Source organism: Bacillus sp. FSL R5-0439 (assembly GCF_038008805.1).
In the GTDB taxonomy this organism is placed as follows: domain Bacteria; phylum Bacillota; class Bacilli; order Bacillales; family Bacillaceae; genus Bacillus; species Bacillus safensis.
In genome coordinates, this window is record NZ_JBBOZW010000001.1 from 2,518,969 (window position 1) to 2,540,019 (window position 21,051).

The 21,051-nt window shown below is 40.2% G+C and carries 18 protein-coding genes and 1 riboswitch; of the genes, 2 read left to right on the plus strand and 16 right to left on the minus strand.

Going from position 1 to position 21,051, the window contains the following annotated elements; translation table 11 throughout:
• Nucleotides 1–10: 10 nt before the first annotated feature.
• Nucleotides 11–730 carry a biotin--[acetyl-CoA-carboxylase] ligase gene (locus NST59_RS12965; protein WP_341040733.1) on the minus strand — a complete coding sequence of 240 codons (720 nt, stop codon included), beginning with the start codon at nucleotides 728–730 and terminating at the stop codon, nucleotides 11–13.
• Nucleotides 731–1,068: 338 nt separating this feature from the next.
• Here NST59_RS12965 and NST59_RS12970 point away from each other — a divergent pair, with 338 nt between their 5' ends.
• Nucleotides 1,069–1,506: a GNAT family N-acetyltransferase gene (locus tag NST59_RS12970; protein WP_338592022.1), complete on the plus strand. Its 438-nt coding sequence runs from the start codon at nucleotides 1,069–1,071 to the stop codon at nucleotides 1,504–1,506.
• Nucleotides 1,507–1,733: 227 nt separating this feature from the next.
• On the opposite strand, the gene NST59_RS12975 is transcribed toward NST59_RS12970, so the two are convergent.
• From NST59_RS12975 to NST59_RS13000, 6 genes are all read right to left on the minus strand, one after another.
• Nucleotides 1,734–2,954, minus strand: coding sequence for an MFS transporter (locus tag NST59_RS12975; RefSeq protein ID WP_341040734.1), 1,221 nt, complete (start codon nucleotides 2,952–2,954; stop codon nucleotides 1,734–1,736).
• On the minus strand, nucleotides 2,941–4,110 hold the full coding sequence (locus tag NST59_RS12980) for a SagB/ThcOx family dehydrogenase (RefSeq protein ID WP_341040736.1): 1,170 nt from the start codon (nucleotides 4,108–4,110) through the stop codon (nucleotides 2,941–2,943). The genes NST59_RS12975 and NST59_RS12980 overlap by 14 nt, the downstream gene beginning before the upstream one ends.
• A 1,505-nt stretch (nucleotides 4,111–5,615) precedes the next feature.
• Entirely contained in the window at nucleotides 5,616–6,074 is a 459-nt protein-coding gene (locus NST59_RS12985) for an acyl-CoA thioesterase (RefSeq protein WP_341040737.1), read from the minus strand.
• A 121-nt stretch (nucleotides 6,075–6,195) separates the two neighbouring features.
• Nucleotides 6,196–6,960: a succinate dehydrogenase iron-sulfur subunit gene (gene sdhB, locus NST59_RS12990; protein WP_046311996.1), complete on the minus strand. Its 765-nt coding sequence runs from the start codon at nucleotides 6,958–6,960 to the stop codon at nucleotides 6,196–6,198.
• Between the two features lies 1 nt (nucleotide 6,961).
• Nucleotides 6,962–8,722, minus strand: coding sequence for a succinate dehydrogenase flavoprotein subunit (gene sdhA, locus NST59_RS12995; RefSeq protein ID WP_039180483.1), 1,761 nt, complete (start codon nucleotides 8,720–8,722; stop codon nucleotides 6,962–6,964).
• A 37-nt stretch (nucleotides 8,723–8,759) separates the two neighbouring features.
• Nucleotides 8,760–9,368, minus strand: a complete 609-nt coding sequence (locus tag NST59_RS13000) for a succinate dehydrogenase cytochrome b558 subunit (RefSeq protein ID WP_039180486.1) — start codon at nucleotides 9,366–9,368, stop codon at nucleotides 8,760–8,762.
• 284 nt (nucleotides 9,369–9,652) lie between these two features.
• Between NST59_RS13000 and NST59_RS13005 the strand changes: the two genes are divergently transcribed.
• A complete protein-coding gene (locus NST59_RS13005) occupies nucleotides 9,653–10,096 on the plus strand; it encodes a YslB family protein (RefSeq protein WP_024423214.1) in 444 nt (147 codons plus the stop codon).
• Nucleotides 10,097–10,251: 155 nt separating this feature from the next.
• On the opposite strand, the gene NST59_RS13010 is transcribed toward NST59_RS13005, so the two are convergent.
• The 9 genes from NST59_RS13010 to NST59_RS13050 all read right to left on the minus strand — a co-directional run bounded on the left by NST59_RS13010 (nucleotide 10,252) and on the right by NST59_RS13050 (nucleotide 20,992).
• Entirely contained in the window at nucleotides 10,252–11,487 is a 1,236-nt protein-coding gene (locus NST59_RS13010; RefSeq protein WP_144491335.1) for an aspartate kinase, read from the minus strand.
• Nucleotides 11,488–11,620: 133 nt separating this feature from the next.
• Nucleotides 11,621–11,798, minus strand: a riboswitch (Lysine riboswitch).
• Between the two features lie 61 nt (nucleotides 11,799–11,859).
• Nucleotides 11,860–13,632, minus strand: coding sequence for an excinuclease ABC subunit UvrC (gene uvrC / locus NST59_RS13015; RefSeq protein ID WP_024423216.1), 1,773 nt, complete (start codon nucleotides 13,630–13,632; stop codon nucleotides 11,860–11,862).
• A 141-nt stretch (nucleotides 13,633–13,773) separates the two neighbouring features.
• Nucleotides 13,774–14,088: a thioredoxin gene (trxA, locus tag NST59_RS13020; RefSeq protein WP_007501629.1), complete on the minus strand. Its 315-nt coding sequence runs from the start codon at nucleotides 14,086–14,088 to the stop codon at nucleotides 13,774–13,776.
• A 246-nt stretch (nucleotides 14,089–14,334) separates the two neighbouring features.
• Nucleotides 14,335–15,813: an alpha-N-arabinofuranosidase gene (locus tag NST59_RS13025; RefSeq protein WP_064497845.1), complete on the minus strand. Its 1,479-nt coding sequence runs from the start codon at nucleotides 15,811–15,813 to the stop codon at nucleotides 14,335–14,337.
• A 75-nt stretch (nucleotides 15,814–15,888) separates the two neighbouring features.
• Nucleotides 15,889–16,866, minus strand: coding sequence for an electron transfer flavoprotein subunit alpha/FixB family protein (locus NST59_RS13030; protein WP_144491333.1), 978 nt, complete (start codon nucleotides 16,864–16,866; stop codon nucleotides 15,889–15,891).
• 43 nt (nucleotides 16,867–16,909) lie between these two features.
• On the minus strand, nucleotides 16,910–17,683 hold the full coding sequence (locus tag NST59_RS13035) for an electron transfer flavoprotein subunit beta/FixA family protein (RefSeq protein ID WP_064497843.1): 774 nt from the start codon (nucleotides 17,681–17,683) through the stop codon (nucleotides 16,910–16,912).
• A gap of 31 nt (nucleotides 17,684–17,714) precedes the next feature.
• Nucleotides 17,715–18,494, minus strand: coding sequence for an enoyl-CoA hydratase (locus NST59_RS13040; RefSeq protein WP_024423220.1), 780 nt, complete (start codon nucleotides 18,492–18,494; stop codon nucleotides 17,715–17,717).
• A 26-nt stretch (nucleotides 18,495–18,520) separates the two neighbouring features.
• Nucleotides 18,521–19,105, minus strand: coding sequence for a TetR/AcrR family transcriptional regulator (locus tag NST59_RS13045; protein ID WP_039180499.1), 585 nt, complete (start codon nucleotides 19,103–19,105; stop codon nucleotides 18,521–18,523).
• A gap of 168 nt (nucleotides 19,106–19,273) precedes the next feature.
• On the minus strand, nucleotides 19,274–20,992 hold the full coding sequence (locus NST59_RS13050; protein WP_144491332.1) for an AMP-binding protein: 1,719 nt from the start codon (nucleotides 20,990–20,992) through the stop codon (nucleotides 19,274–19,276).
• Nucleotides 20,993–21,051: the final 59 nt, after the last annotated feature.

Here is a 21,051-nt window from a genome sequence, read left to right on the forward strand (position 1 = left end):
TCTGCTTTTTTTAATGCTGTAGTGGTGCATCTATATCTCCGGCAGAATGAGCTTTTATCTGCCCTTTCTCATCTTTTAGCTGGAGATGACCGTAACGGTTGACCCCGCAGCAAATACCCTCTTCCCATGTTTGTTTTTCACGGTCTAACGAAATCCGCAGCGGTTTATGAAGACGATATAACCGTTTGTTGTAGAGGGCAGTGAGTCCTTCAAACCCTTCATTCTTCCAGCGTGTATGATATTTTTCAAAAGCGGCTGCAAGTTCCTTCACAAGCTGATCAGCATTCACCTCTGTAAGCTCTGATAGGCAAATGGTTTTGTACGGAACATGCTCCGGCTTTGTCTTCACATTGATGCCAACCCCGATATAAATGGCGTTACGGTCCGCTTCAATCAATGTGCCTGATATTTTTGCCTCATTAATAAGAATATCATTTGGCCATTTGATCGCCAGCTGATCCTCAGCCCTGATGAGAGGTTTGAGTACATCGTAGATCGCTAGTGCCGTCAGCGGAGCAATCGTTGACTGGGTGGAGAGTTCTTCTGGCGGCAAAACCGTCATGGTCAAAGCGACATTCCCTGCAGGCGTTTCCCACGGTCTGCCTAGCCTGCCTCTACCAGATGTTTGTTTTTTGGAAAAGACCGCAAATGGAGTTGTCGTACCTTTCTGGATGAGTCTTTTTGCTTCATTGTTTGTACTATCAATGGTTTCATATCGAAAAATATCCATGTGTTCTCCTTTAAATCTATGTTCTGTGTCATTATTATAGCATGAAGATACTTTCTCCCTAGTTTTTGCAGCGTATTTGTTATGCGTACCTTTTGCAAATCATTATACCGGCAGAAGATCATTTCTATAATAGATGTTCATCTGTTTCCATCTTGCATCACAATTTCATTACTGCGATGGAATATGAAGAAGCACAGTAACACCCCGCCTATCGGAAAACTCTACTTTGTCCCAAGTTGTAAGAACGCTGGTACTATCCCTCGAGATAAAATGATAAAATAATGATAACTGCTTTAAATGCGTGAAATAATGTTGATTAAAAATTTTAAGGAGGATTTATGGAAATATTACAGGCTTCACAGGCAGATTTAAATCAAGTATCTCAATACACTGAGCTAGCACTTAAAGAAGGATCATTAGGAAAATATACTGTTGGAAATGAAAAAACAAATAACATGATGGGAAAAGTATTGGATAATAACGGCAAACTTCTAGTAGCAAAAGAATTAGATCAAATTATAGGATGGGTTCTTTTTGGCTCCCAAAAAGATAGTATCACTGATAAGTACCTAGGATTTATTTATGAGATATACATACTTGAAGATTACAGAAAAAAAGGATACGCAAAAAAACTGCTAGAAGAATGTACTAAAGATATAAAAAATCAGGGGTTACACGAAGTTAGCCTTGTTGTTTATAGTGGAAATAAAGCAATTGAACTTTATAAACAACTTGGATTTACTGAATATAAAATTGTTATGAATAAAAAACTCTAATTTACTAACGAGGCTAATGCTATAAATTCCCCACAAATTCCTTGTTATTTCAATTGGGTACAACCGGATTTATTGTCTAATTTAAATAAAAATAAAACCGGTAATAAATACTTTACGAGTACCGATTTTATTTTTATTAATAAGTTATCGGAAATAATTTATTATTGAGCATTGCTATACGTTGTACCATATTGATTAGTGATAAAGAAATTTCTTAATGGATATTCTTATTGTTTATTTACGGTTATTTTTTCTTCAATTGATAAGTTAGTCACCCTGAAAGAAATGAATATCACAACGATTACCGAAATGGAAATTATTCCCATCCCGACTATCATCGGTTTTAACCCGAAAATATCCAGTAGCAATCCGATTAATAATATAGATGATTGTAATATGATTCTTTCAAACATACTTTTTAGAGAAAAAAACCGTCCGTGAAAATCCTTTGATATATGCTTTTGAAAAACTGTATTCGAAAGTGGAAGAAATGTTCCAAGTGCTAAGCCAAATAAAGCAAATGCAATAAGAGTAACCCATCTATTATCTGCAAAGTATAGAGAAATTTGAGTAAAACCGATTAAAAAACAGCCCCCTATTAGAATCTTCATAATATCTATACTTGTTAATTTTTTTCTTATAAAAAATCCAGCAAGTATAACCGCTATACCCTCTACTGTATAAATTAGTCCTTTTATTAAAGGATCATGCTGTATTTTACTTATTTCTATTATTATTAAATTAAAACTTGCAATTAAAGTGGTGGGAATTAACATTAAAATAAAAAGGGCTTTAATCATCGCATTTTTCCGTATTTCAGGAATAACCGCCCAAAAGTTTATTGATTTTTTATTATTCTTGTTGCTTTTAGTTATCTTGGACATTTTATACTCATCTAAACTCAAAAAGAAAATTAAAATGAACAGGATTGAATATGCTATAAAAGCTATCAAATAAAGGGAAAAAAGACTCGTTGAAATAAGTAGTACACCACCCAACATAGTACCAAAAATCCTTGCAAAAGTTGTAATGTTGAAATTTAAAACATTTACTTTGGTCAATTCCTTTTCGTGAACTACCAATGGTATTACTGATTGTATTGTAGGAGTGTATAAAGACGCAGCACTTCCAATGCAAATACTATACGCTAACATCCACCAAACTGAGCCTGTAAATAGTGCAATGAACATAAAAGTAACTGCAAGGATTCTACCTAAGCTAGCTACAATCAGTAATTTTTTCTTTTTTATAATATCAATCATTTTTCCAGCGTAAGGACCAACTAAAACACCTACTATTCCCCCAACTACTAATAATATTGCCTGTAAAAAGTGCGATGATACGTTTCTTTGTAGAAATTCAAGATTTCCAATCAATCCAAACCATATTCCCAGTTCTGAAACCAGTTGGCCACACAACAATATCAAAATATTTTTATTTTTCCACATAGAAATCTCTCTTTTTCTCTTTTAATTCCTGTAGTTCTCCCAAAAACCTTTGGTTTCTTCCTAAATATCGCACTTCTTCCGAAATAGCTCCAAGCCCAGAAACTCCTAAAACAATTTCTTTATTTTTATCTAAATTCAACTCTTTTTCAATCAATTCATCCTTTAAATGCCCTGTAAAAAAAGCACCTAAACCTAACCAGTTAGCAACGAGGTAAAATGTTTGACTTAAATGTCCTAAATCCATCATAATAACACGATATGTACGAGGACTTTCGTATTTCCATAAGGAACGCTCGATACAAGCGGTGTAGAAAAAAGTAACCGAGGGGTTTCCGACGTAGTCTTGTCCTGCAGCCATTTCTACAGCCAATTCTCTAAAATCTCCTTTTTTTAATAATTCTAACTCATGATTTAATGTAGAATAATGGTAAATTCCCGATTCTACACCTTCTACATTAAAGATACAAGGATATACTTCAATTGGATGTCTCGCACCACCCGATGGACTTGTTTTAAATAATGCTTTTCCAATACCGACATCGAGCTTGCATGAAGTTACTCCCCATACATAATAAAGAATAGTAGAGAGTTCGTCTATCGAAATTTGATGCTTTTCTTTAAACGAACGGACAGTCTGTCTATCTAGTAATGTATCTATAAATGAATTTTCTTTTTTATAGATTGGTTGTGGCAACTTTAATTTTTCTGTCTTTGAATATAATTTATATATATCTGGGGGATTACAATTTTTATCCTTTTTTTCTTTTAATCGTTTAAAATCTTGATCTTCTAATAAATATTTATCCTTAGAAAGTAAACGAGTATTATAATGAAAGTATTTAGACGATTTTCCCCAATCATCCCAAATTTCTAAGTTTAATTCATTATTATATTCATTAGAATCCTCAGTAATTATTATTTTTGTTTCAATAAGTTGTTCAATTGCTGAATTTAACATATCCTCAGTAAACTCAGAAAACACTTTAACAAAGTCTGAAATGGAGCTTTTTTCCTTCCATACAGAAAACCAATGTAATAAAGGTATTAGTTTCGGATTAATACTTTTCTGTTCGTGTAATAGATAATTATCGCAAACAAAATGTCCATCTTTCCAAAAAAACAAAAGATTATCTGAAAGTTTTATCTTCTTGTTCATTGATGCCACTCCTAACTTTTTATTCTATAAAAAATAATTGACTGACACCACCGCGTCAGCCAACTAAAAATAACTTACTTATTCGGAGATGTTTCTCCATACCATGCATTCAAACGGTTTTCATATTCACTCTTGTAATCTTCGAATACTAACATCGTAACACCTCCTATGTATTTTGTAATTATATTTTACCAAAAAATAATATATTTGTAAACTATTACAATTTAATTTTCTGTTAATTATATATATTTAAGCTTTTTTAGTAAATACCTAGTTCCTTATCGTGCAGAAAATAGGTGTTTTATGTATGGTACCCTCTATCAAAGACGGTCTTACTGAACATCTCCAATTAATTTTACATAACTCTTTCTGTCAAAGTGAATGTTATTACACGTTTTTGTTTTATCTCCCAATCCTCATCAGTTTTCTCTATTAATTGATAATTAATACTGAGTGCTTCTTTGACTTCTTCATGTGTCAAAACGTGCTTTTTAACTTCAAGTATTAAGTAAGCAAAACATTGTGCATCTACTGTTTATTTCCTTTATAGTTTTCATTATTTCACTTCACCATTTTAGCCTTAACAATAATATTAGAAGACTTATCCCGCTTATCACTCCCATAAATATAACCATAATCAATGAACTTAAAGAGGGCAGTTATTATGGAAAATGGAATGCGAACGAAAACTTTTCCTCTATTAAATCGAATTCCTTCTTTGTTATTCATCTAGATGCAATTCAATTATTTTTAAGGCTTATTCTAACATTTTTTTATTTTTATTACTCATCTACTTCACTTGAAAGTCTTTCTTATATTTGGTTTTTCCAGTCTTCTTTTGAATTGGCCGCTTATGAACTTTTAACAAATGAGATTTCTTCGTATGTACATAGATTGTTTAATTTTTTTGCGTATATTTTCTATAGAAACCAGGACAATGGAAACTCTGGTTTTTGTAGTTTCTGTTAAATGTTTAGCGCCCTAGAAAACCCTATATATCCTATTCTGGCACCTTATGATTTTTGATTATTAGCCAAATAATCTTTAATTGCATTTTATGTTTTTCTAATGTTAATGATGAAAAATAAACTTCATAAGCAGATAAATCAAATTATTAAAGTAACTTCGAAGTGTAATTTTGATAAAAAAGCTGCAAACATTGTTTAATATAATAGGAAAAACCCACTTACAAAGATTGATTAAAATGCATGGAGTTGAGTTTTTGAGTTATTCAACTTCCAAAATTGTTTAATCAGTTACTATTTATTTAGGATTATAGTGAAATTTGAAGGGCTGTTGTTTGTATATCACCTATAATACCCTTATTCCGTTTGATTTCTCCTATTATCTAACTAGAATAATCTCCTCACAAATTAAAACCAAAATTTTCTTTTAACTTACTTTAATAAAAACTCGGAGATTCTCCCATACTTTCAATATCGGTTTTAACTTATTTATCAGTTTTTATATATGATATCAGAAAACTCCCTTATTAATGCTTCTACCTAATGTCTTTGCTTGAGTAATGTTTCTTTTTCTTCCTCTGTAAATGGAACAGGAGCACCTGTTTCTTTATTAATTTGGACCATGGTGACTGAGCCTGTAAAGCATGGTTCCTGCTGCTCGTTTTCTCCTAAATAATGAAGAATAAGTGAGCTTGACCCGACTTTTTCCGGCTTTACATACACACGAAGCCGCTCCCCTATCTCCACCTGTTTGATGTAATCACATTGCAGGTTTGCCACGACTGTAATCGTCTCTTTCACACGTTTCATTCGTTTATCCACAATTCCTGTTTTTTGAAAAAAGGCAATACGTGCTTCTTCAAAATACACAAATGGGGTGACATTGTTCATATGGCCGAACATATCCGTTTCTGAGAAACGGACAGTCGTTTCGACATAAAATCGAAAGGATGCCCTCCACTCTTCAAACGGTTCTTCAATATATGACGGAAGTCTCACTTTATCATCTCCTTATTCATCAATAAACGCCTCTCCCATATTGGAAGAGGCGTTTTTTTTGTGTTCCACCCAGCCTCTTGTAAACACTCATCATGATTGGCAAAGAGGACTGAATGTGATGTTATTCTGCGTGATCGCTTCCGAAGAAGTTACGGAAAGCTTGTAATGTTGTATCTCGGTTAAGTGCTGCAATTGACGTTGTCAGCGGGATTCCTTTCGGACAAGCCTGCACACAGTTTTGAGAGTTCCCGCAGTTCGCAAGACCGCCGTCACCCATAATTTCTTCTAGACGGTCAGACTTATTCATCGCACCTGTCGGGTGTGCGTTAAATAGACGTACTTGTGAAAGCGGTGCAGGGCCCATAAAGGAAGACTTATCATTCACGTTTGGACAAGCTTCAAGGCAGACACCACATGTCATGCATTTTGAAAGCTCATACGCCCATTGACGTTTTTTCTCAGGCATTCTTGGTCCAGGTCCAAGATCATATGTGCCATCGATCGGCACCCATGCTTTTACTTTTTTCAAGGAGTTGAACATACGGCTTCTATCAACCTGCAAGTCTCTCACGACTGGGAATGTCTTCATCGGCTGAAGACGGATCGGCTGATCCAACTGATCAATTAGTGCTGTACATGACTGGCGCGGTTTTCCATTAATGACCATAGAGCAAGCTCCGCACACCTCTTCAAGACAGTTCATATCCCAGTTGATCGCCGTTGTTTTTTCACCTTGTTTATTAACCGGGTTACGTCTAATTTCCATGAGTGCAGAAATGACGTTCATATTTGGGCGGTAAGGGATTTCGAATTCTTCATCATAAGGCTTTCCATCTGCTGTATCTTGACGCGTGATAATGAATTGAATTGTGTTTTTTTCACTCATCTTATTTCTCCACCTTTTTCTTCGAGTAATCTCGTTTACGAGGTGCAATTAACGATACATCGACGTCCTCATAGTGGAATGCAGGCTTTTGATTTTTCCCTTTGAACGTAGCCATCGTTGTTTTAAGGAATTCTTCATCGTTTCTTTCTGGGAATTCCGGTTTATAGTGTGCGCCTCGGCTTTCATTCCGGTTATATGCCCCGATCGTAATGACTCTTGCCAGCTGAAGCATGTTGTCAAGCTGACGCGTGAAGGCAGCGCCTTGGTTGCTCCATGATGCGGTATCGTTGATGTTGATCTTCTTGTAGCGCTCCATTAGTTCTTCGATCTTCTGATCTGTTTTTAAGAGTTTGTCATTGTAACGAACCACTGTAACGTTATCCGTCATCCATTCTCCAAGCTCTTTATGAAGCACGTATGCATTTTCTGTTCCGTCCATGCTGAGGATGTTGTCCCATTTCTCCTGCTCTTTCTTCACAGCGCTGTCAAATGTTGCAGAAGATAGGTCTTCCGCAGATTTCTCAAGACCGCTAATGTACTTCACTGCATTTGGTCCAGCGACCATTCCGCCGTAAATCGCAGAAAGAAGTGAGTTTGCACCAAGTCTGTTTCCGCCGTGCATCGAGTAATCACATTCTCCGGCAGCGAACAGACCTTTGATATTCGTCATTTGATCATAATCGACCCATAATCCGCCCATTGAGTAATGAACAGCTGGGAAGATTTTCATCGGAAGCTTACGCGGGTCATCACCCATGAATTTTTCATAGATTTCAATGATTCCGCCAAGCTTAATATCAAGCTCTTTAGGATCTTTATGAGAAAGATCGAGATATACCATGTTCTCTCCGTTGATGCCAAGCTTTTGCTCGACACATACGTCAAAGATTTCACGCGTTGCGATGTCACGCGGTACAAGGTTCCCGTATGCTGGGTATTTTTCTTCAAGGAAGTACCAAGGCTTCCCGTCTTTATATGTCCAAACACGTCCGCCCTCACCACGAGCTGATTCACTCATGAGACGAAGCTTGTCATCTCCTGGAATCGCTGTTGGGTGAATTTGAATGAATTCTCCATTTGCATAATGCGCACCTTGCTGATAAACGATAGATGCAGCAGACCCAGTGTTAATCATGGAGTTTGTTGATTTACCGAACACGATTCCAGGGCCGCCTGTTGCCATGATGACCGCATCTGAACGGAAGGATTGGATTTCCATTGTCGTTAAGTTCTGCGCGACAATCCCGCGGCATACTTCCTCGTCATCTAAAACAGCGCCAAGGAATTCCCAGCCTTCATATTTTGTGACAAGTCCTGCTACTTCATAGCGGCGAACCTGCTCATCCAGTGCGTATAATAGCTGCTGGCCTGTTGTAGCTCCAGCAAACGCTGTACGGTGGTGCTGTGTTCCCCCGAAGCGGCGGAAGTCCAATAATCCCTCTGGTGTTCTATTAAACATAACACCCATACGATCAAGTAAGTGGATAATGGACGGCGCTGCTTCACACATTGCCTTTACTGGCGGCTGGTTGGCTAAGAAATCTCCGCCGTATACCGTGTCATCAAAATGCTCATAAGGTGAATCCCCTTCACCTTTTGTATTGACCGCTCCGTTGATTCCGCCCTGTGCACATACAGAATGCGAACGTTTCACAGGTACGATTGAAAATAGTTGAACAGCTGTTCCCGCTTCTGCTGCTTTAATAGTTGCCATGAGACCAGCTAAGCCGCCTCCGACAACGATGATGCTAGAATTACTCATTGTAGCCCCTCTCCCTCTTCTACTAATCTATTTCCTCTTAAACAAAAGCGAAAATTGCTCTTAGCCCTACATATGAAAGCGCTATAAATATACCTAATGTCACAAATGTGGAGATTCTTTGTGAGCGTGGTGAAACCGTAATTCCCCAGCTGACAGCAAATGACCACAAGCCATTAGCAAAGTGGAAAATAGTAGATAAAACGCCGACAATATAGAAGCCTAGCATAAATGGAGAGCTTAAAATATTCGCCATCATGTCGTAGTTGACTTCAGCTCCAAGTTGAGCTTGAATGCGTGTTTCCCATACGTGCCAAGTGATAAAAATCAATGTGATGATACCTGAAACCCTTTGCAGTCTGAACAGCCAGTTTCTTAAGTAACTGAAGCGAGACGTGTTGTTTTGTGCCGTAAAGGCTATGTACACCCCATAAACAGCATGATAGATCAGTGGTAAGAAAATCACGAACAGCTCAAGTGCGTACCTGAATGGCAGCTGTTCCATAAAGTGTGCAGCTTTGTTAAACGCCTCTGGTCCATCCGTCGCAAAGTGGTTAATCACTAAGTGCTGTACTAAAAATAGACCGACCGGAATGACGCCAAGCAAAGAATGCAATCTCCGATAAAAAAATTCTTTGTTCCCCGACATTACTTTACCCCCTAGTAAAAAAAGTGCAATTGCTTGAAAATTGTCTTACCCCCGCTTCTTTCAATTGTAAGCACTTTATTCAAATTTATTGACAATTTCATTTTACTCCTATGTCAAAAAAGCGTCAAGAAACCGCGTACATAAATTAAAATTTTCCGAAATTTAAAAGTTTTAAATCAAAATTCGTTTTACTACAATAAGAATTTCTTAGACTTCAGGGAAAAACTCTGTCATCATATGCCCACATAAGCTATAATAAATTGTTGAAAGAGGGGAGCCGTACAATGAATAAATTCGAATCTAACTTAGAACAGCTAAAAGAAATTGAAGTCAATGGATTTGCCTACGAGCTGATACGCGAAGTTCTGCTGCCTGATATTCTTGGTCAGGACCATTCATCTATGATGTATTTTGCGGGTAAACTGCTTGCTCGTAAATTTCCTCAAGAGTCATGGGAAAAGATCCCCGAATTTTTCCATGATGCCGGATGGGGGACTCTCACAATGGTCCATTCGAAAAAACAGGAAATTGAGTTTGAGCTCGAAGGTCCACTAGTATCCAATCGACTCACCTATCAAAAGGAGCCATGCTTTCAGATGGAAGCGGGTTTTATTGCTGAACAAATTCAGCTTCTAAATGAGCACGTGGCTGAATCCTATGAACAAGTGAAAAAGCGTGCTGAGAAAGTCATTTTAACCGTTAAATGGGATTTAAGAGACCCTAGCTAATCCTCTTGATAAAAGGGCGCGGACTTCAGGTCACGCCTTTTTTATATGTCTACATCTATCATAGCATACTTAATGAATGGGTTTACGTCCGTTTCAGCCGATTCCATATAGAAAAAAGAGGCGATCCTCTTTCATGAGGTCACCTCTTTACCTTTTTAAGAGTGAGCAGCTGCGCTCACCTTTGATAAATCAAACGCATCATGCAGCGCTTCTACCGCTTTGACCATATCATCACGGCCGACCACCGTTGAGACTTTGATTTCAGACGTACTGACCATTTTCACTTGAATATCTTTTTGCGCTAACACAGCGAACATTTCAGCAGCTACGCCTGGATTTGAGACCATTCCAGATCCCACAATGGATACTTTCGCTAATTTGCTTTCTGTCTCAATCTGCTCGTAGCCAAGCGCCCCTTTATATTCTTCTAATACTTCAACTGTTTTGGACAAATCATCCGTTTTCACAGAGAAAGAGATCGACGTCTGGTTGGTGCTTGTGACAGACTGAATGATGATATCAACATTGATATTCTGTTTCGCAAGCGTTGTAAAAATGGTCGATAATGTTGTGAGACCGCTTGAAAGCCCGCATACTGTCACACGTGTAATCTGATCTTCAAACGCAATGCCTCTGACGACTAAATTTTGTTCCATGGATGATTCCTCCTCAATTAACGTACCCGATTCGTTTTCAATACTAGAACGGACTTCTAGCGGGACTTGATAATTTTTTGCAAATTCAACAGCTCTTGGATGAAGGACCCCAGCTCCTAAATTAGCCAGCTCAAGCATCTCATCGTATGCAATACCTGCAAGTTTCCGCGCGGATGGTACATAACGCGGATCTGTCGTAAACACACCTGGTACATCTGTGTAAATATCACATTTATCAGCTTTTAGGGCGGCAGCCAGTGCCACAGCAGTCGTATCTGATCCTCCGCGTCCAAGTGTTGTGATATGTAAGTCATCTGCAATTCCTTGGAAGCCTGCCACAACAACGACTTTCCCCGCACTTAATTCCTCTTTTATTCTTGCTTCATCAATGTCCACGATTCTTGCATTTCCGTGTACATGCTCTGTTTTCATACCAGCCTGCCAGCCTGTAAAGGAAATGGCATCATAGCCTCTTGCTTGGAGCGCCATCGTTAATAATGAAATAGTCACCTGTTCACCAGTTGCGAGCAGCATATCCATTTCTCTTTTGCTTGGATCGTCTGTAAGTTCTTTCGCTAGGTCTACTAGAACATCTGTTGATTTACCCATCGCTGATACAACCACAACCACATCATGTCCTGCCTCGCGTTCAGCGATCACTCTCTCTGCGGCATTGCGAATTTTTTCTGTTGACCCAACGGAAGTTCCGCCAAATTTTTGTACAATTAGTCCCATGTCTACCACCCTTTTTCAAAAGTTCACGTGTGAGAGAAGAGGTTGCTTTGGAGACTGTCCGCTCACTGCAAATAAAAAAGCAATGAGAGAACAAATCTCCCATTGCTTTAAAATCATCATTAAACGATGCAAACAATGAGATAGCCCTCCAAGAAATGAATTCTTGACAGCCCTACATTTCTTCAATGTACAGCCAGCGAATAAAATGAGTGGATTTTATTCACTTCGGCGACGCTCCCCTTTCAGCCCTCTTCTTAGATCCCATCGATCTCCGAAGGCTTACTCTTGAAGTTCGCACCTCTATCTTCAACAAACAACACGTTCATTTATTAAATTAGTCACATCTTAACAGACTTTTGGAAAAAGTACAATCTATTTTTTTAATGCTTCCATTAAAAGTTCAGCCGTCTGTTTTGGAATGCCCGCCTCCTGAAAGTCTTGGATAGAGGCTTCTTTCATCTTTTTCACAGAGCCAAAATGTTTGAGGAGCTGCTTTTTACGCTTCTCTCCGATACCTGGTACATCGTCTAAAATAGACTGGAATGCATTTTTTCCGCGCAGCTGCCGGTGAAAGCTAATGGCGAACCGGTGCACTTCATCTTGAATGCGCTGCAACAAGTAAAAGGCCTGGCTATTTCGCTCCAGCGCAACAATTTCAAGTGTATCTCCCATCATGAGATTTGAAGTCCGGTGTTTTTCATCTTTTACAAGACCTGCGACTGGGACAGACAGATTCAATTCATTTTCAAGCACATCGATGGCTGCGTTGATCTGTCCTTTTCCTCCGTCAATTAAAATTAAATCTGGCAGCGGCAGTTCATCCTTTAACACGCGGGTATATCGTCTTCTAATGACTTCACGCATGGATGCATAATCATCTGGTCCTGAGACGGTTTTAATTTTGTATTTTCGGTATTCCTTTTTATATGGCTTCCCGTCCTGAAAGACAACCATGGCAGAAACCGGGTCTGCTCCTTGAATATTGGAGTTATCAAACGCCTCAATTCTGTACGGCATATAAATATTAAGCGCATCCCCAAGCTGCTTCACCGCACCAATTGTCCGCTCTTCATCACGCTCAATGAGCGAAAACTTTTCTTTTAAGGCGATTTTGGCATTTTGATGGGCAAGTAAAAGTAAATCCTTTTTCTTTCCTTTTTTCGGCTGGTGAACGTTTGTCTCAAGTAATTGCTCAATCATCTCTTGATCGACACTGTCCGGTACCAAAATTTCCTTCGGCAGAAAATGGTTGTTCTTTTCATAAAATTGCCCCATAAACGTAAGGAACTCTTCCTCAGGGTCCTGATACATAGGGAACAGGCTGACATCACGTTCAATCAATTTCCCCTGTCTGATAAAGAAAACTTGGACACACATCCAGCCTTTATCATAGGCATAGGCGAAGACATCTCGATCTGATAAATCACTCATCGTCATTTTCTGTTTTTCCATCGTTGAGTCGATATAAGCGATTTGGTCTCTCAGTTCTTTTGCCCGTTCAAACTCTAAATTTTCAGCAGCTTCCTGCATCTTTTCGGTCAGTTCTTTTTTGATTTGCTGATGTCCTCCGTTTAGAAACCTTGTGATTTCGTCCACGAGCTGCTTATTCGTTTCCTCGGAAATGTCATACACACATGGTGCAAGACATTGCCCAAGATGATAATAAAGGCAGACACGGTCAGGAAGAGTGGCGCATTTTCTCAGTGGATATAAGCGGTCGAGCAGCTTTTTCGTTTCTCGTGCTGCTTGTACGTTTGGGTATGGACCGAAATATTTCCCTTTGTCCTTTTTTACATTGCGGGTGACGATCAGCTTAGGGTGGCGTTCATTCGTAATTTTTATAAATGGATACGTCTTGTCATCCTTGAGCATGACATTGTATTTTGGGTCATATTTTTTGATTAAATTCAGCTCTAAAATGAGCGCCTCGATATTAGAAGAGGTGACAATGTATTCAAAGTCTTCAATTTCACTGACAAGCCGCTGCGTTTTGGCGTCATGTGATCCAGTGAAATAAGAGCGCACCCTGTTTTTTAAAACCTTTGCCTTTCCCACGTAAATGATCGTATTTTGTCTATCTTTCATTAAGTAACAGCCTGGTTGATCCGGCAGGACTGACAGTTTTTCTTTGATTAGTTTGTTCATATTTTCATCCGTCCTTGTTTTCCTCTTTCACTCCTTCTAGTGTATCACGAACATTTGTTTTATACCATGTTGAAAGAAAAGCGGCTCTCGTCTTTACGAGAACCGCTTCAATATGATTATGCCGCTTGGACATAGATCGGTTTATAGATGTTTGTTGACAAGCTCAGCAAGTGCTTCTTTTGGTTTGAAACCAACAGAAGTTTCTACAACTTCACCGTCTTTTAAAACAAGAAGTGTTGGGATACTCATAACGCCGTATTTACCAGCAGTTTCTTGGTTATCGTCTACATCAATTTTTACAATTTTCATTTTGTCGCCCATTTCTTGATCAAGTTCTTCAAGAACTGGAGCAATCATTTTACAAGGTCCACACCATGGTGCCCAAAAGTCTGCAAGAACAACACCTTCTGCAGTTTCTTGTGAAAATGTTGCGTCAGTAGCTTTTACGATTGCCATTATTCATTCCTCCAATGTAAATTATGCTTTTTAGTATAGCATCTACCAATGTGACTTGCGAATGAAATGCTTACGAATCATTTTTTAGGAAATGAATTAAAAAACAAACCGTATAATCGCACCAATAACAACAATCGCACCGATGATCATTAGAATGGTTCTAAGCATATGACATGACACCCTTTCCGCTTCATTTACAATGTATGATGCCCCAACATTCTTCTCATCAAACATCGAAATATGCAATCAAGTGAGGTCGACAGTTATCATGACCACTGACATTGGCGGCAGCTCTACCGTTAATTCCCCGGGATTTACAGTCATTTGTTGAAAGTCTTTTGGCTGAACAGAATGAGGATCATCAAATGTATTATGCGCATTCATGCGATCAGCCGTCAGCACACGTCCAGTGACTTTCGTTTGTGCATCAACCCCTTCAATGGCAAGGGATACCTCTTTTTGTTCATGCGGATTCAGGTGACAGTAGCTAATATGCATCTTACTTGATGAACGCGAGGCTGACACACTAACCTGAGGAATTTTTTCACCTCTCCGTTCATACGGCGGTGAAACGAACTCAACCTCAAGAGCTTCTTCCTCTTGATGTACTTGAAACATGTGAAATACATGATACGTAGGCGTCAGAAGCATCTTTTCGTCCTTTGTTAATACCATCGCTTGCAACACATTGACCGTCTGAGCAATATTTGCCATATGAATCCGCTCGCAATGGCGATGAAAAATATGAAAATGGAGGGCGGACACAAGGGCATCTCTTAGTGTGTTTTGCTGATATAAAAACCCAGGATTTGTCCCTGGCTCTGGGTCATACCATGTCCCCCATTCATCAATAATCATCCCAATTCGCTTGTCTGGGTCATAACGATCCATGATTTCTCCATGGTCCTCGACAAGCCGTTCCATCTCATAGGCTTTTTTCAGCGTGATAAACCATTCATCCTCATCAAATTCAGTCGCTGACCCTTTCTTCTCCCATGTACCAGGTACAGTGTAATAATGTAAACTGAGCCCATCCATCCACGGTGCAGCCCGCTCCATCAATACTTTCGTCCAATTCACGTCATTAGAGTTCGCGCCGCAGGCGATTTTATAAATACGCTGCCCGGCGAATTCTCTTACGTACGTTTGATAGCGTTTATATAAATCTGCATAGTATTCAGGCGTCATATTCCCGCCGCAGCCCCAGCTTTCATTGCCTACACCAACATAGGTCAGCTGCCAAGGTTCTTGTTTTCCATTTTGAATGCGCCAGTCGGACATAGGTGTCCCTTTTGGAAATGTCATGTATTCGACCCAATCGGCTAATTCTTGAACAGACCCGCTTCCCACATTGCCACAAATGTATGGCTCACATTCAAGCAGCTCACACAATGCCATAAATTCATGCGTACCAAATGCATTAGATTCAACTGTACCACCCCAATGGGTATTTACCATCGGCTTTCGTTCACTGAGATCACCTACACCATTTGCCCAGTGATACTCGTCTGCGAAACAGCCCCCCGGCCACCTCAGCACCGGAATATGTAATGCTTGAAGCGCCTTCAGCACATCGGTACGAATCCCGTCAATATGGTCAATCTCTGAGTCTTTTCCTACCCAAATCCCGTCATAAATCCCTCTTCCTAAATGCTCCTGAAAGTGCCCATAAATGTGTTTAGAAATGCGTCCGATCACGTCATTGACTTTTACTGTCCCCTTCACTTGTCAACCGCTCCTTTTCTTCTTGATTACATACAAAAAAACCCAGAATACCTAGGCATTCTGAGTGTATGAGCGTTACGAGTGGATATTCATCTTTTTTAACTCTTCATTTAAAAGCGGTACCACTTCAAACAAGTCACCGACGATTCCGTAATCGGCGATTTTGAAGATTTCTGCTTCTGGGTCTTTGTTGATCGCCACAATGACTTTACTGTTAGACATTCCCGCTAAATGCTGAATCGCTCCTGATATCCCGCATGCAATATAAAGATCAGGTGTGACGACTTTTCCCGTTTGACCAATTTGCAGGGCATAATCACAGTAATCGGCGTCACAGGCGCCACGCGAGGCTCCGACTGCTGCCCCGAGCGTCTCAGCGAGTTCATTCAGCGGTTCAAAGCCTTCCTTGCTCTTAACCCCGCGCCCTCCGGCAACAATGACCTTTGCTTCCGATAAATCTACACCTTCTGACGTTTTTTTAATGACTTCCTTCACGATCGTCCGAAGGTTTTGAATATCGACTGAAACTGGTGTGACTTCTCCGCCTCGTGACGTATCCCGCTCAAATGGCGCCACGTTGTTTGGCCGGATGGTCGCTAGTAACAGGCGGTCTGTGGAAATGACTTTTTCGAAGGCTTTTCCAGAGTAAATCGGTCTAGTGAAAACAAGATGTTCGCCGGTAACGCTTACATCGATCGCATCTGAAATCAAGCCAGTCTGGAGACGTGCGGCTATTTTCGGTGACAAGTCTTTTCCAATAGACGTATGGCCAAAGAGCACAGCATCTGGATCGACCTGATCTAATATGGCTTGAAGCGCCTGCGCAAAACCATCTGACGTATAATATGAAAGGTGCGGATGCTCCACAATCATGACATGATCCGCTCCATAGTAAAGCAGTTCATCCGCTAGGCCTTTGACGTCATCCCCTATTAACACGCCAATGACCTCACCACCATCTGCCACTTTGTGAGCGGCAGCAATGGCTTCAAATGTCACATTTCTTAATTTACCGTCACGACTTTCTCCAAGTACAACAACTTTTTTACTCATCTTCAAGCTCCCCCTTGTTCTCGTGATATCGTAAAGTGGATGTTTAGATGACTTTTGCTTCATTTCTGAGTAGATCTGTCAGTTCTTTGACTTGATCCTGAAGCTCGCCGCTCAGCACCTTGCCACCCTCTTTTTTCTCCGGTAAGTAACGTTCAATTGTTTTGATTTTATATGGTACATCGTCTTCGTCCAGATCTAAATCATCAAGTTCCAATTCTTCTAAAGGCTTTTTCTTTGCCTTCATAATGCCTGGTAAGGATGGATAGCGAGGCTCATTGAGTCCTTGCTGAGCTGTGACGACTAGCGGGAGTTCGGTAGAAATGACTTCCACATCACCCTCTGCATCTCGTTCAATCGATGCAGAGCCGCCGTCAATTTGAATACTTGTTATCGTTGTCACATATGAAAAGCCGAGTAATTCAGCAAGACGCGGAGCTACCTGTCCAGAGCCGCCGTCAATTGCTACATTCCCTGCTAAGATCAAGGAAGCTTCTTTGTCTTTTAAATAGTGATAAAGAATGGTAGAAGCTGAATATTGGTCCCACTCTTCTAAATCATCTTCCACGTTTAATAAGACGGCCCTGTCACAGCCCATTGCAAGCGCTGTTCTAAGCTGTTTCTCCGCATCTTCACCGCCAACTGTCACAACGGTCACTTCTCCCCCGTGCTCATCACGAAGCTGAATGGCTTCTTCAATGGCATACTCGTCATAAGGATTAATAATGAACTCTGCTCCATCTTCTTGAATTGCACCAGACTGAATAGAAATTTTCTCTTCCGTGTCAAACGTACGCTTCATCAAAACAAATATATTCATTTATTTCTCCCCCTTGTGTCGTGCTTATCCCTTATTCCCCTTTAAAGTTCGGTTTGCGCTTTTCGATAAAGGCCTGGATGCCTTCTTTGGCGTCATTTGATTGGAAAACCTCACCAAACTTTTTGGCTTCCAGCTTCATTCCGCCGTCATACGAATACAGTTTTGTTGCGTTCAATAAATCAAGCACATATTCAAGTGATTTTGGGCTTTTCGCTGCAAATTTCCCCGCAAGTGTTTTGGCCGCTGTGAGCGCTTCTTCCTCTGTTTCTGCCAGCTTTGTAACAAGTCCGCAGGCAAATGCTTCTTCACCTGTAATCGGTTCAGCTGTTCCCATCATTTCAAGCGCTTTAGCAGAACCAACGTAGCGCGGGAGGCGCTGCGTGCCACCGAATCCTGGAATAATGCCGAGGTTTAGTTCTGGAAGTCCAAGCTTCGCATCTTTTGTTGCGATTCGGATATCACAAGACATGGCAAGCTCAAGGCCTCCGCCTAATGCTGCTCCGTGAATCGAGGCAATGACTGGTTTTGGACATTGTTCAATCCGTTCAAAAACTTGCTGTCCTCTATCTGCGAGGCTTGCATAATCAGACTCTTCCTGTAAAGTGGTAAATTCTTTAATATCAGCACCTGCTGAGAAGAATCTGCCTTCTCCGTGAATCACAATCGCTCTTACTTCTTCATTCTGTTCCAGCTCATCGAACATGTCATTAAGCTCAGTGAGCAGCTGAGAGGATAAGGCATTTGCAGGTGGGTTCTGAATCGTGATGAGCGCTGTCTGTCCTTCATGATGTAAGCTGAGTATCTTTTCCATGTCAATCATCCTTTTTCACATTGTCTTTAGGATTGATGTATTCCGCTTAACAGCAGATCATGTACATTTTCTGCGAGTGCAGGCAGATCATACTTTTGATCATTCATGACCCATGTTGTTGCGGTTTCATCAATCGTCCCAAATACCATTTGTCTCGCTAAGCGGACATCTAAATTTTGTCTGAATTCTCCTGTTTTCTTTCCTTCTGTTAAAATTGACTCGAGCATATTTAAATACCCTTTTAGCACTTCATTGATTTTTTGCCGCAGCTCAAGGTTTGACTGCCTGAGTTCAAGCTGTGTCACAAGAGCCAAATGATGATTTTGCGCCAGCATGCGAAAATGCTCCTCAATCAACAGTAGAAGCTTTTCTTTGGCAGACGGCTTCTTTTGAATATCTGTTTCCATCCGTTCGATGAATTGTCCCATTTTTTCTTTGAACAATGAGATGAGAATATCCTCTTTGTTTTTGAAATAAAGATAAATGGTTCCGTCTGCGACCCCTGCTTGTTTCGCAATCTTTGAAACTTGTGATTGATGATAGCCATTCTCTGCAATCACCACAACTGCTGCATCAATAATTTGCATGTACTTCGGTCTTTTCTGCTTCAATGTGCTTCGTCCCTTTCTAAATTGAATGAGCATTCATTCATAACTTTATGTTAAAAAGAAACGGGTGATTTGTCAAGAGATCTTCTTCTTTCTTTTCAACCTTTATCATACCAGAGCAGGCTGTTATCATTCAAATCATCCGGCCGCTCGACCGGATGATAAAGGTCGTTATTTCTTTAACTGATCAACAGCTGTTTCAGATGATGAAGCGTGCTTTCTTTTTTCTTCTTCAATTAAAACTCTGCGCAAAATTTTTCCGACGGCCGTTTTAGGCAGTGACTCTTTAAATTCATACACGCGCGGTACTTTAAATGAAGCAATTCTCGTTCTCACAAAGCGATCGAGTTCATCCTCTGTTAAATAAGCATCCTTTTTCGGCACAACAAATGCTTTTACTGTTTCTCCTCTATAAGGGTCTGGTATACCTGCGACAACAACTTCTTGGACAAGCTCATGCTCATAAAGGGCTTCTTCGACCTCTCTTGGGTAAATATTATAACCGCTCGCAATAATGACATCCTTTTTCCGGTCAACGATATAGAAAAAACCGTCCTCATCCATATACCCAATATCTCCGGTGAAAAACCATCCATCCCTTAATACAGCTGCTGTCTCCTCTGGCTGATTCCAATATCCTTTCATAACCTGCGGTCCTTTGACGATAATTTCTCCGTGCTCATATGGCTCTTTGAGGCCACCCGTTTCCTCACAATAAATACCTGCGTCTGTACCAGGCCACGGACAGCCAATGCTGCCTGTTTTGTTCGCTCCCCATAAAAAGTTAGAATGGGTCACTGGTGAGGTTTCGGATAGACCATACCCCTCCACTAAACGCCCTCCTGTTAATTTCTCAAAGTTCTGTTTGACTTCAACAGGAAGAGCCGCCGAGCCGCTTAAACATGCAGTGATGGACGACAGGTCATACTTTTCAATGTTCGGATGATGCAGCAAGGCGATATACATGGTTGGTGCACCTGGAAAGAGTGTCGGTTTCTGTTTTTCAATCGTTTTGAGGGTATCAGCTGCGTCAAATCGAGGAAGGAGAATCATTGAATGCCCTTCTTTGACAGCAAGATTTAATACGGTCGTCATTCCGTATACATGAAAAAACGGAATAATGCCGAGGATTCGTTCTTTTCCTCTTGTCGTTTTATACATCCAAGAAGCGCACATTTCAGTATTCGCTAAAATGTTTTCATGCGTCAGCATGACCCCTTTTGGTAAACCGGTCGTTCCACCTGTATATTGCAAAACAGCGACATCCTCTTTCGGTTCAAAGGCAAGCTGCGGGATTTGTTCTCCTGATGATTCTTTTATGATTTGTGAGAAGTGATGAATGGTATCACTTTTCTCGACTTGGATGACTATTTTATTTTTTCTTTTTTGAACGATAGGAAACAGAATGTTTTTTGGAAATGGTAAATAATCCTGTAGTTTGGTGATGATCAAGTGTTCCATACTTGTCAGCGCTTTCATTTTATAGGCCTTTGGATACAATAAATCCAATGTAATCAGCACTTTGGAGCCGCTGTCCTCCATTTGATATGCCAATTCTTTCTCCGTATAAAGCGGGTTCGTTTGAACGACGATGCCGCCTGCAATTAAAACAGCATAATAAGAAATGACCGATTGAGGACAGTTTGGCAGCATAATCGCTACTCTGTCGCCTTTTTTCACGCCAATTTCCATCAGATGACCAGCTAGTTTCAATGCGTCTTCTTGGAGCTGCTCATAGGTGATGTTTTTTCCTAGAAAATGAATGGCTGTATGCTCAGGTGCAGCCTCTGCGGAGCTGAATAAGTAAGATTGTAACGTCTCATTTGGGATGGTGAGTTCGTGGGGAATTTGATTCGGGTAATGCAGAAGCCAACGTTTATCTGACTGCATAAAAACCCTCCTTCCTGAACTTTCGTACTATTTTATTATAGCAAACTTTTCCTTAAGGC

What these genes read in the sequence shown, in the direction of transcription:
- sdhA (WP_039180483.1), bottom strand. Translation starts at nt 8,722, where the DNA reads ATGAGTAATTCTAGCATCATCGTTGTCGGAGGCGGCTTAGCTGGTCTC.
- NST59_RS13010 (WP_144491335.1), bottom strand. Translation starts at nt 11,487, where the DNA reads ATGGGACTAATTGTACAAAAATTTGGCGGAACTTCCGTTGGGTCAACA.
- NST59_RS13035 (WP_064497843.1), bottom strand. Translation starts at nt 17,683, where the DNA reads ATGAATATATTTGTTTTGATGAAGCGTACGTTTGACACGGAAGAGAAA.
- NST59_RS12980 (WP_341040736.1), bottom strand. Translation starts at nt 4,110, where the DNA reads ATGAACAAGAAGATAAAACTTTCAGATAATCTTTTGTTTTTTTGGAAA.
- NST59_RS12970 (WP_338592022.1), top strand. Translation starts at nt 1,069, where the DNA reads ATGGAAATATTACAGGCTTCACAGGCAGATTTAAATCAAGTATCTCAA.
- NST59_RS13000 (WP_039180486.1), bottom strand. Translation starts at nt 9,368, where the DNA reads ATGTCGGGGAACAAAGAATTTTTTTATCGGAGATTGCATTCTTTGCTT.
- NST59_RS13040 (WP_024423220.1), bottom strand. Translation starts at nt 18,494, where the DNA reads ATGGAAAAGATACTCAGCTTACATCATGAAGGACAGACAGCGCTCATC.
- NST59_RS12975 (WP_341040734.1), bottom strand. Translation starts at nt 2,954, where the DNA reads ATGTGGAAAAATAAAAATATTTTGATATTGTTGTGTGGCCAACTGGTT.
- NST59_RS13030 (WP_144491333.1), bottom strand. Translation starts at nt 16,866, where the DNA reads ATGAGTAAAAAAGTTGTTGTACTTGGAGAAAGTCGTGACGGTAAATTA.
- uvrC (WP_024423216.1), bottom strand. Translation starts at nt 13,632, where the DNA reads ATGAACAAACTAATCAAAGAAAAACTGTCAGTCCTGCCGGATCAACCA.
- NST59_RS13005 (WP_024423214.1), top strand. Translation starts at nt 9,653, where the DNA reads ATGAATAAATTCGAATCTAACTTAGAACAGCTAAAAGAAATTGAAGTC.
- NST59_RS13050 (WP_144491332.1), bottom strand. Translation starts at nt 20,992, where the DNA reads ATGCAGTCAGATAAACGTTGGCTTCTGCATTACCCGAATCAAATTCCC.
- trxA (WP_007501629.1), bottom strand. Translation starts at nt 14,088, where the DNA reads ATGGCAATCGTAAAAGCTACTGACGCAACATTTTCACAAGAAACTGCA.
- NST59_RS12965 (WP_341040733.1), bottom strand. Translation starts at nt 730, where the DNA reads ATGGATATTTTTCGATATGAAACCATTGATAGTACAAACAATGAAGCA.
- sdhB (WP_046311996.1), bottom strand. Translation starts at nt 6,960, where the DNA reads ATGAGTGAAAAAAACACAATTCAATTCATTATCACGCGTCAAGATACA.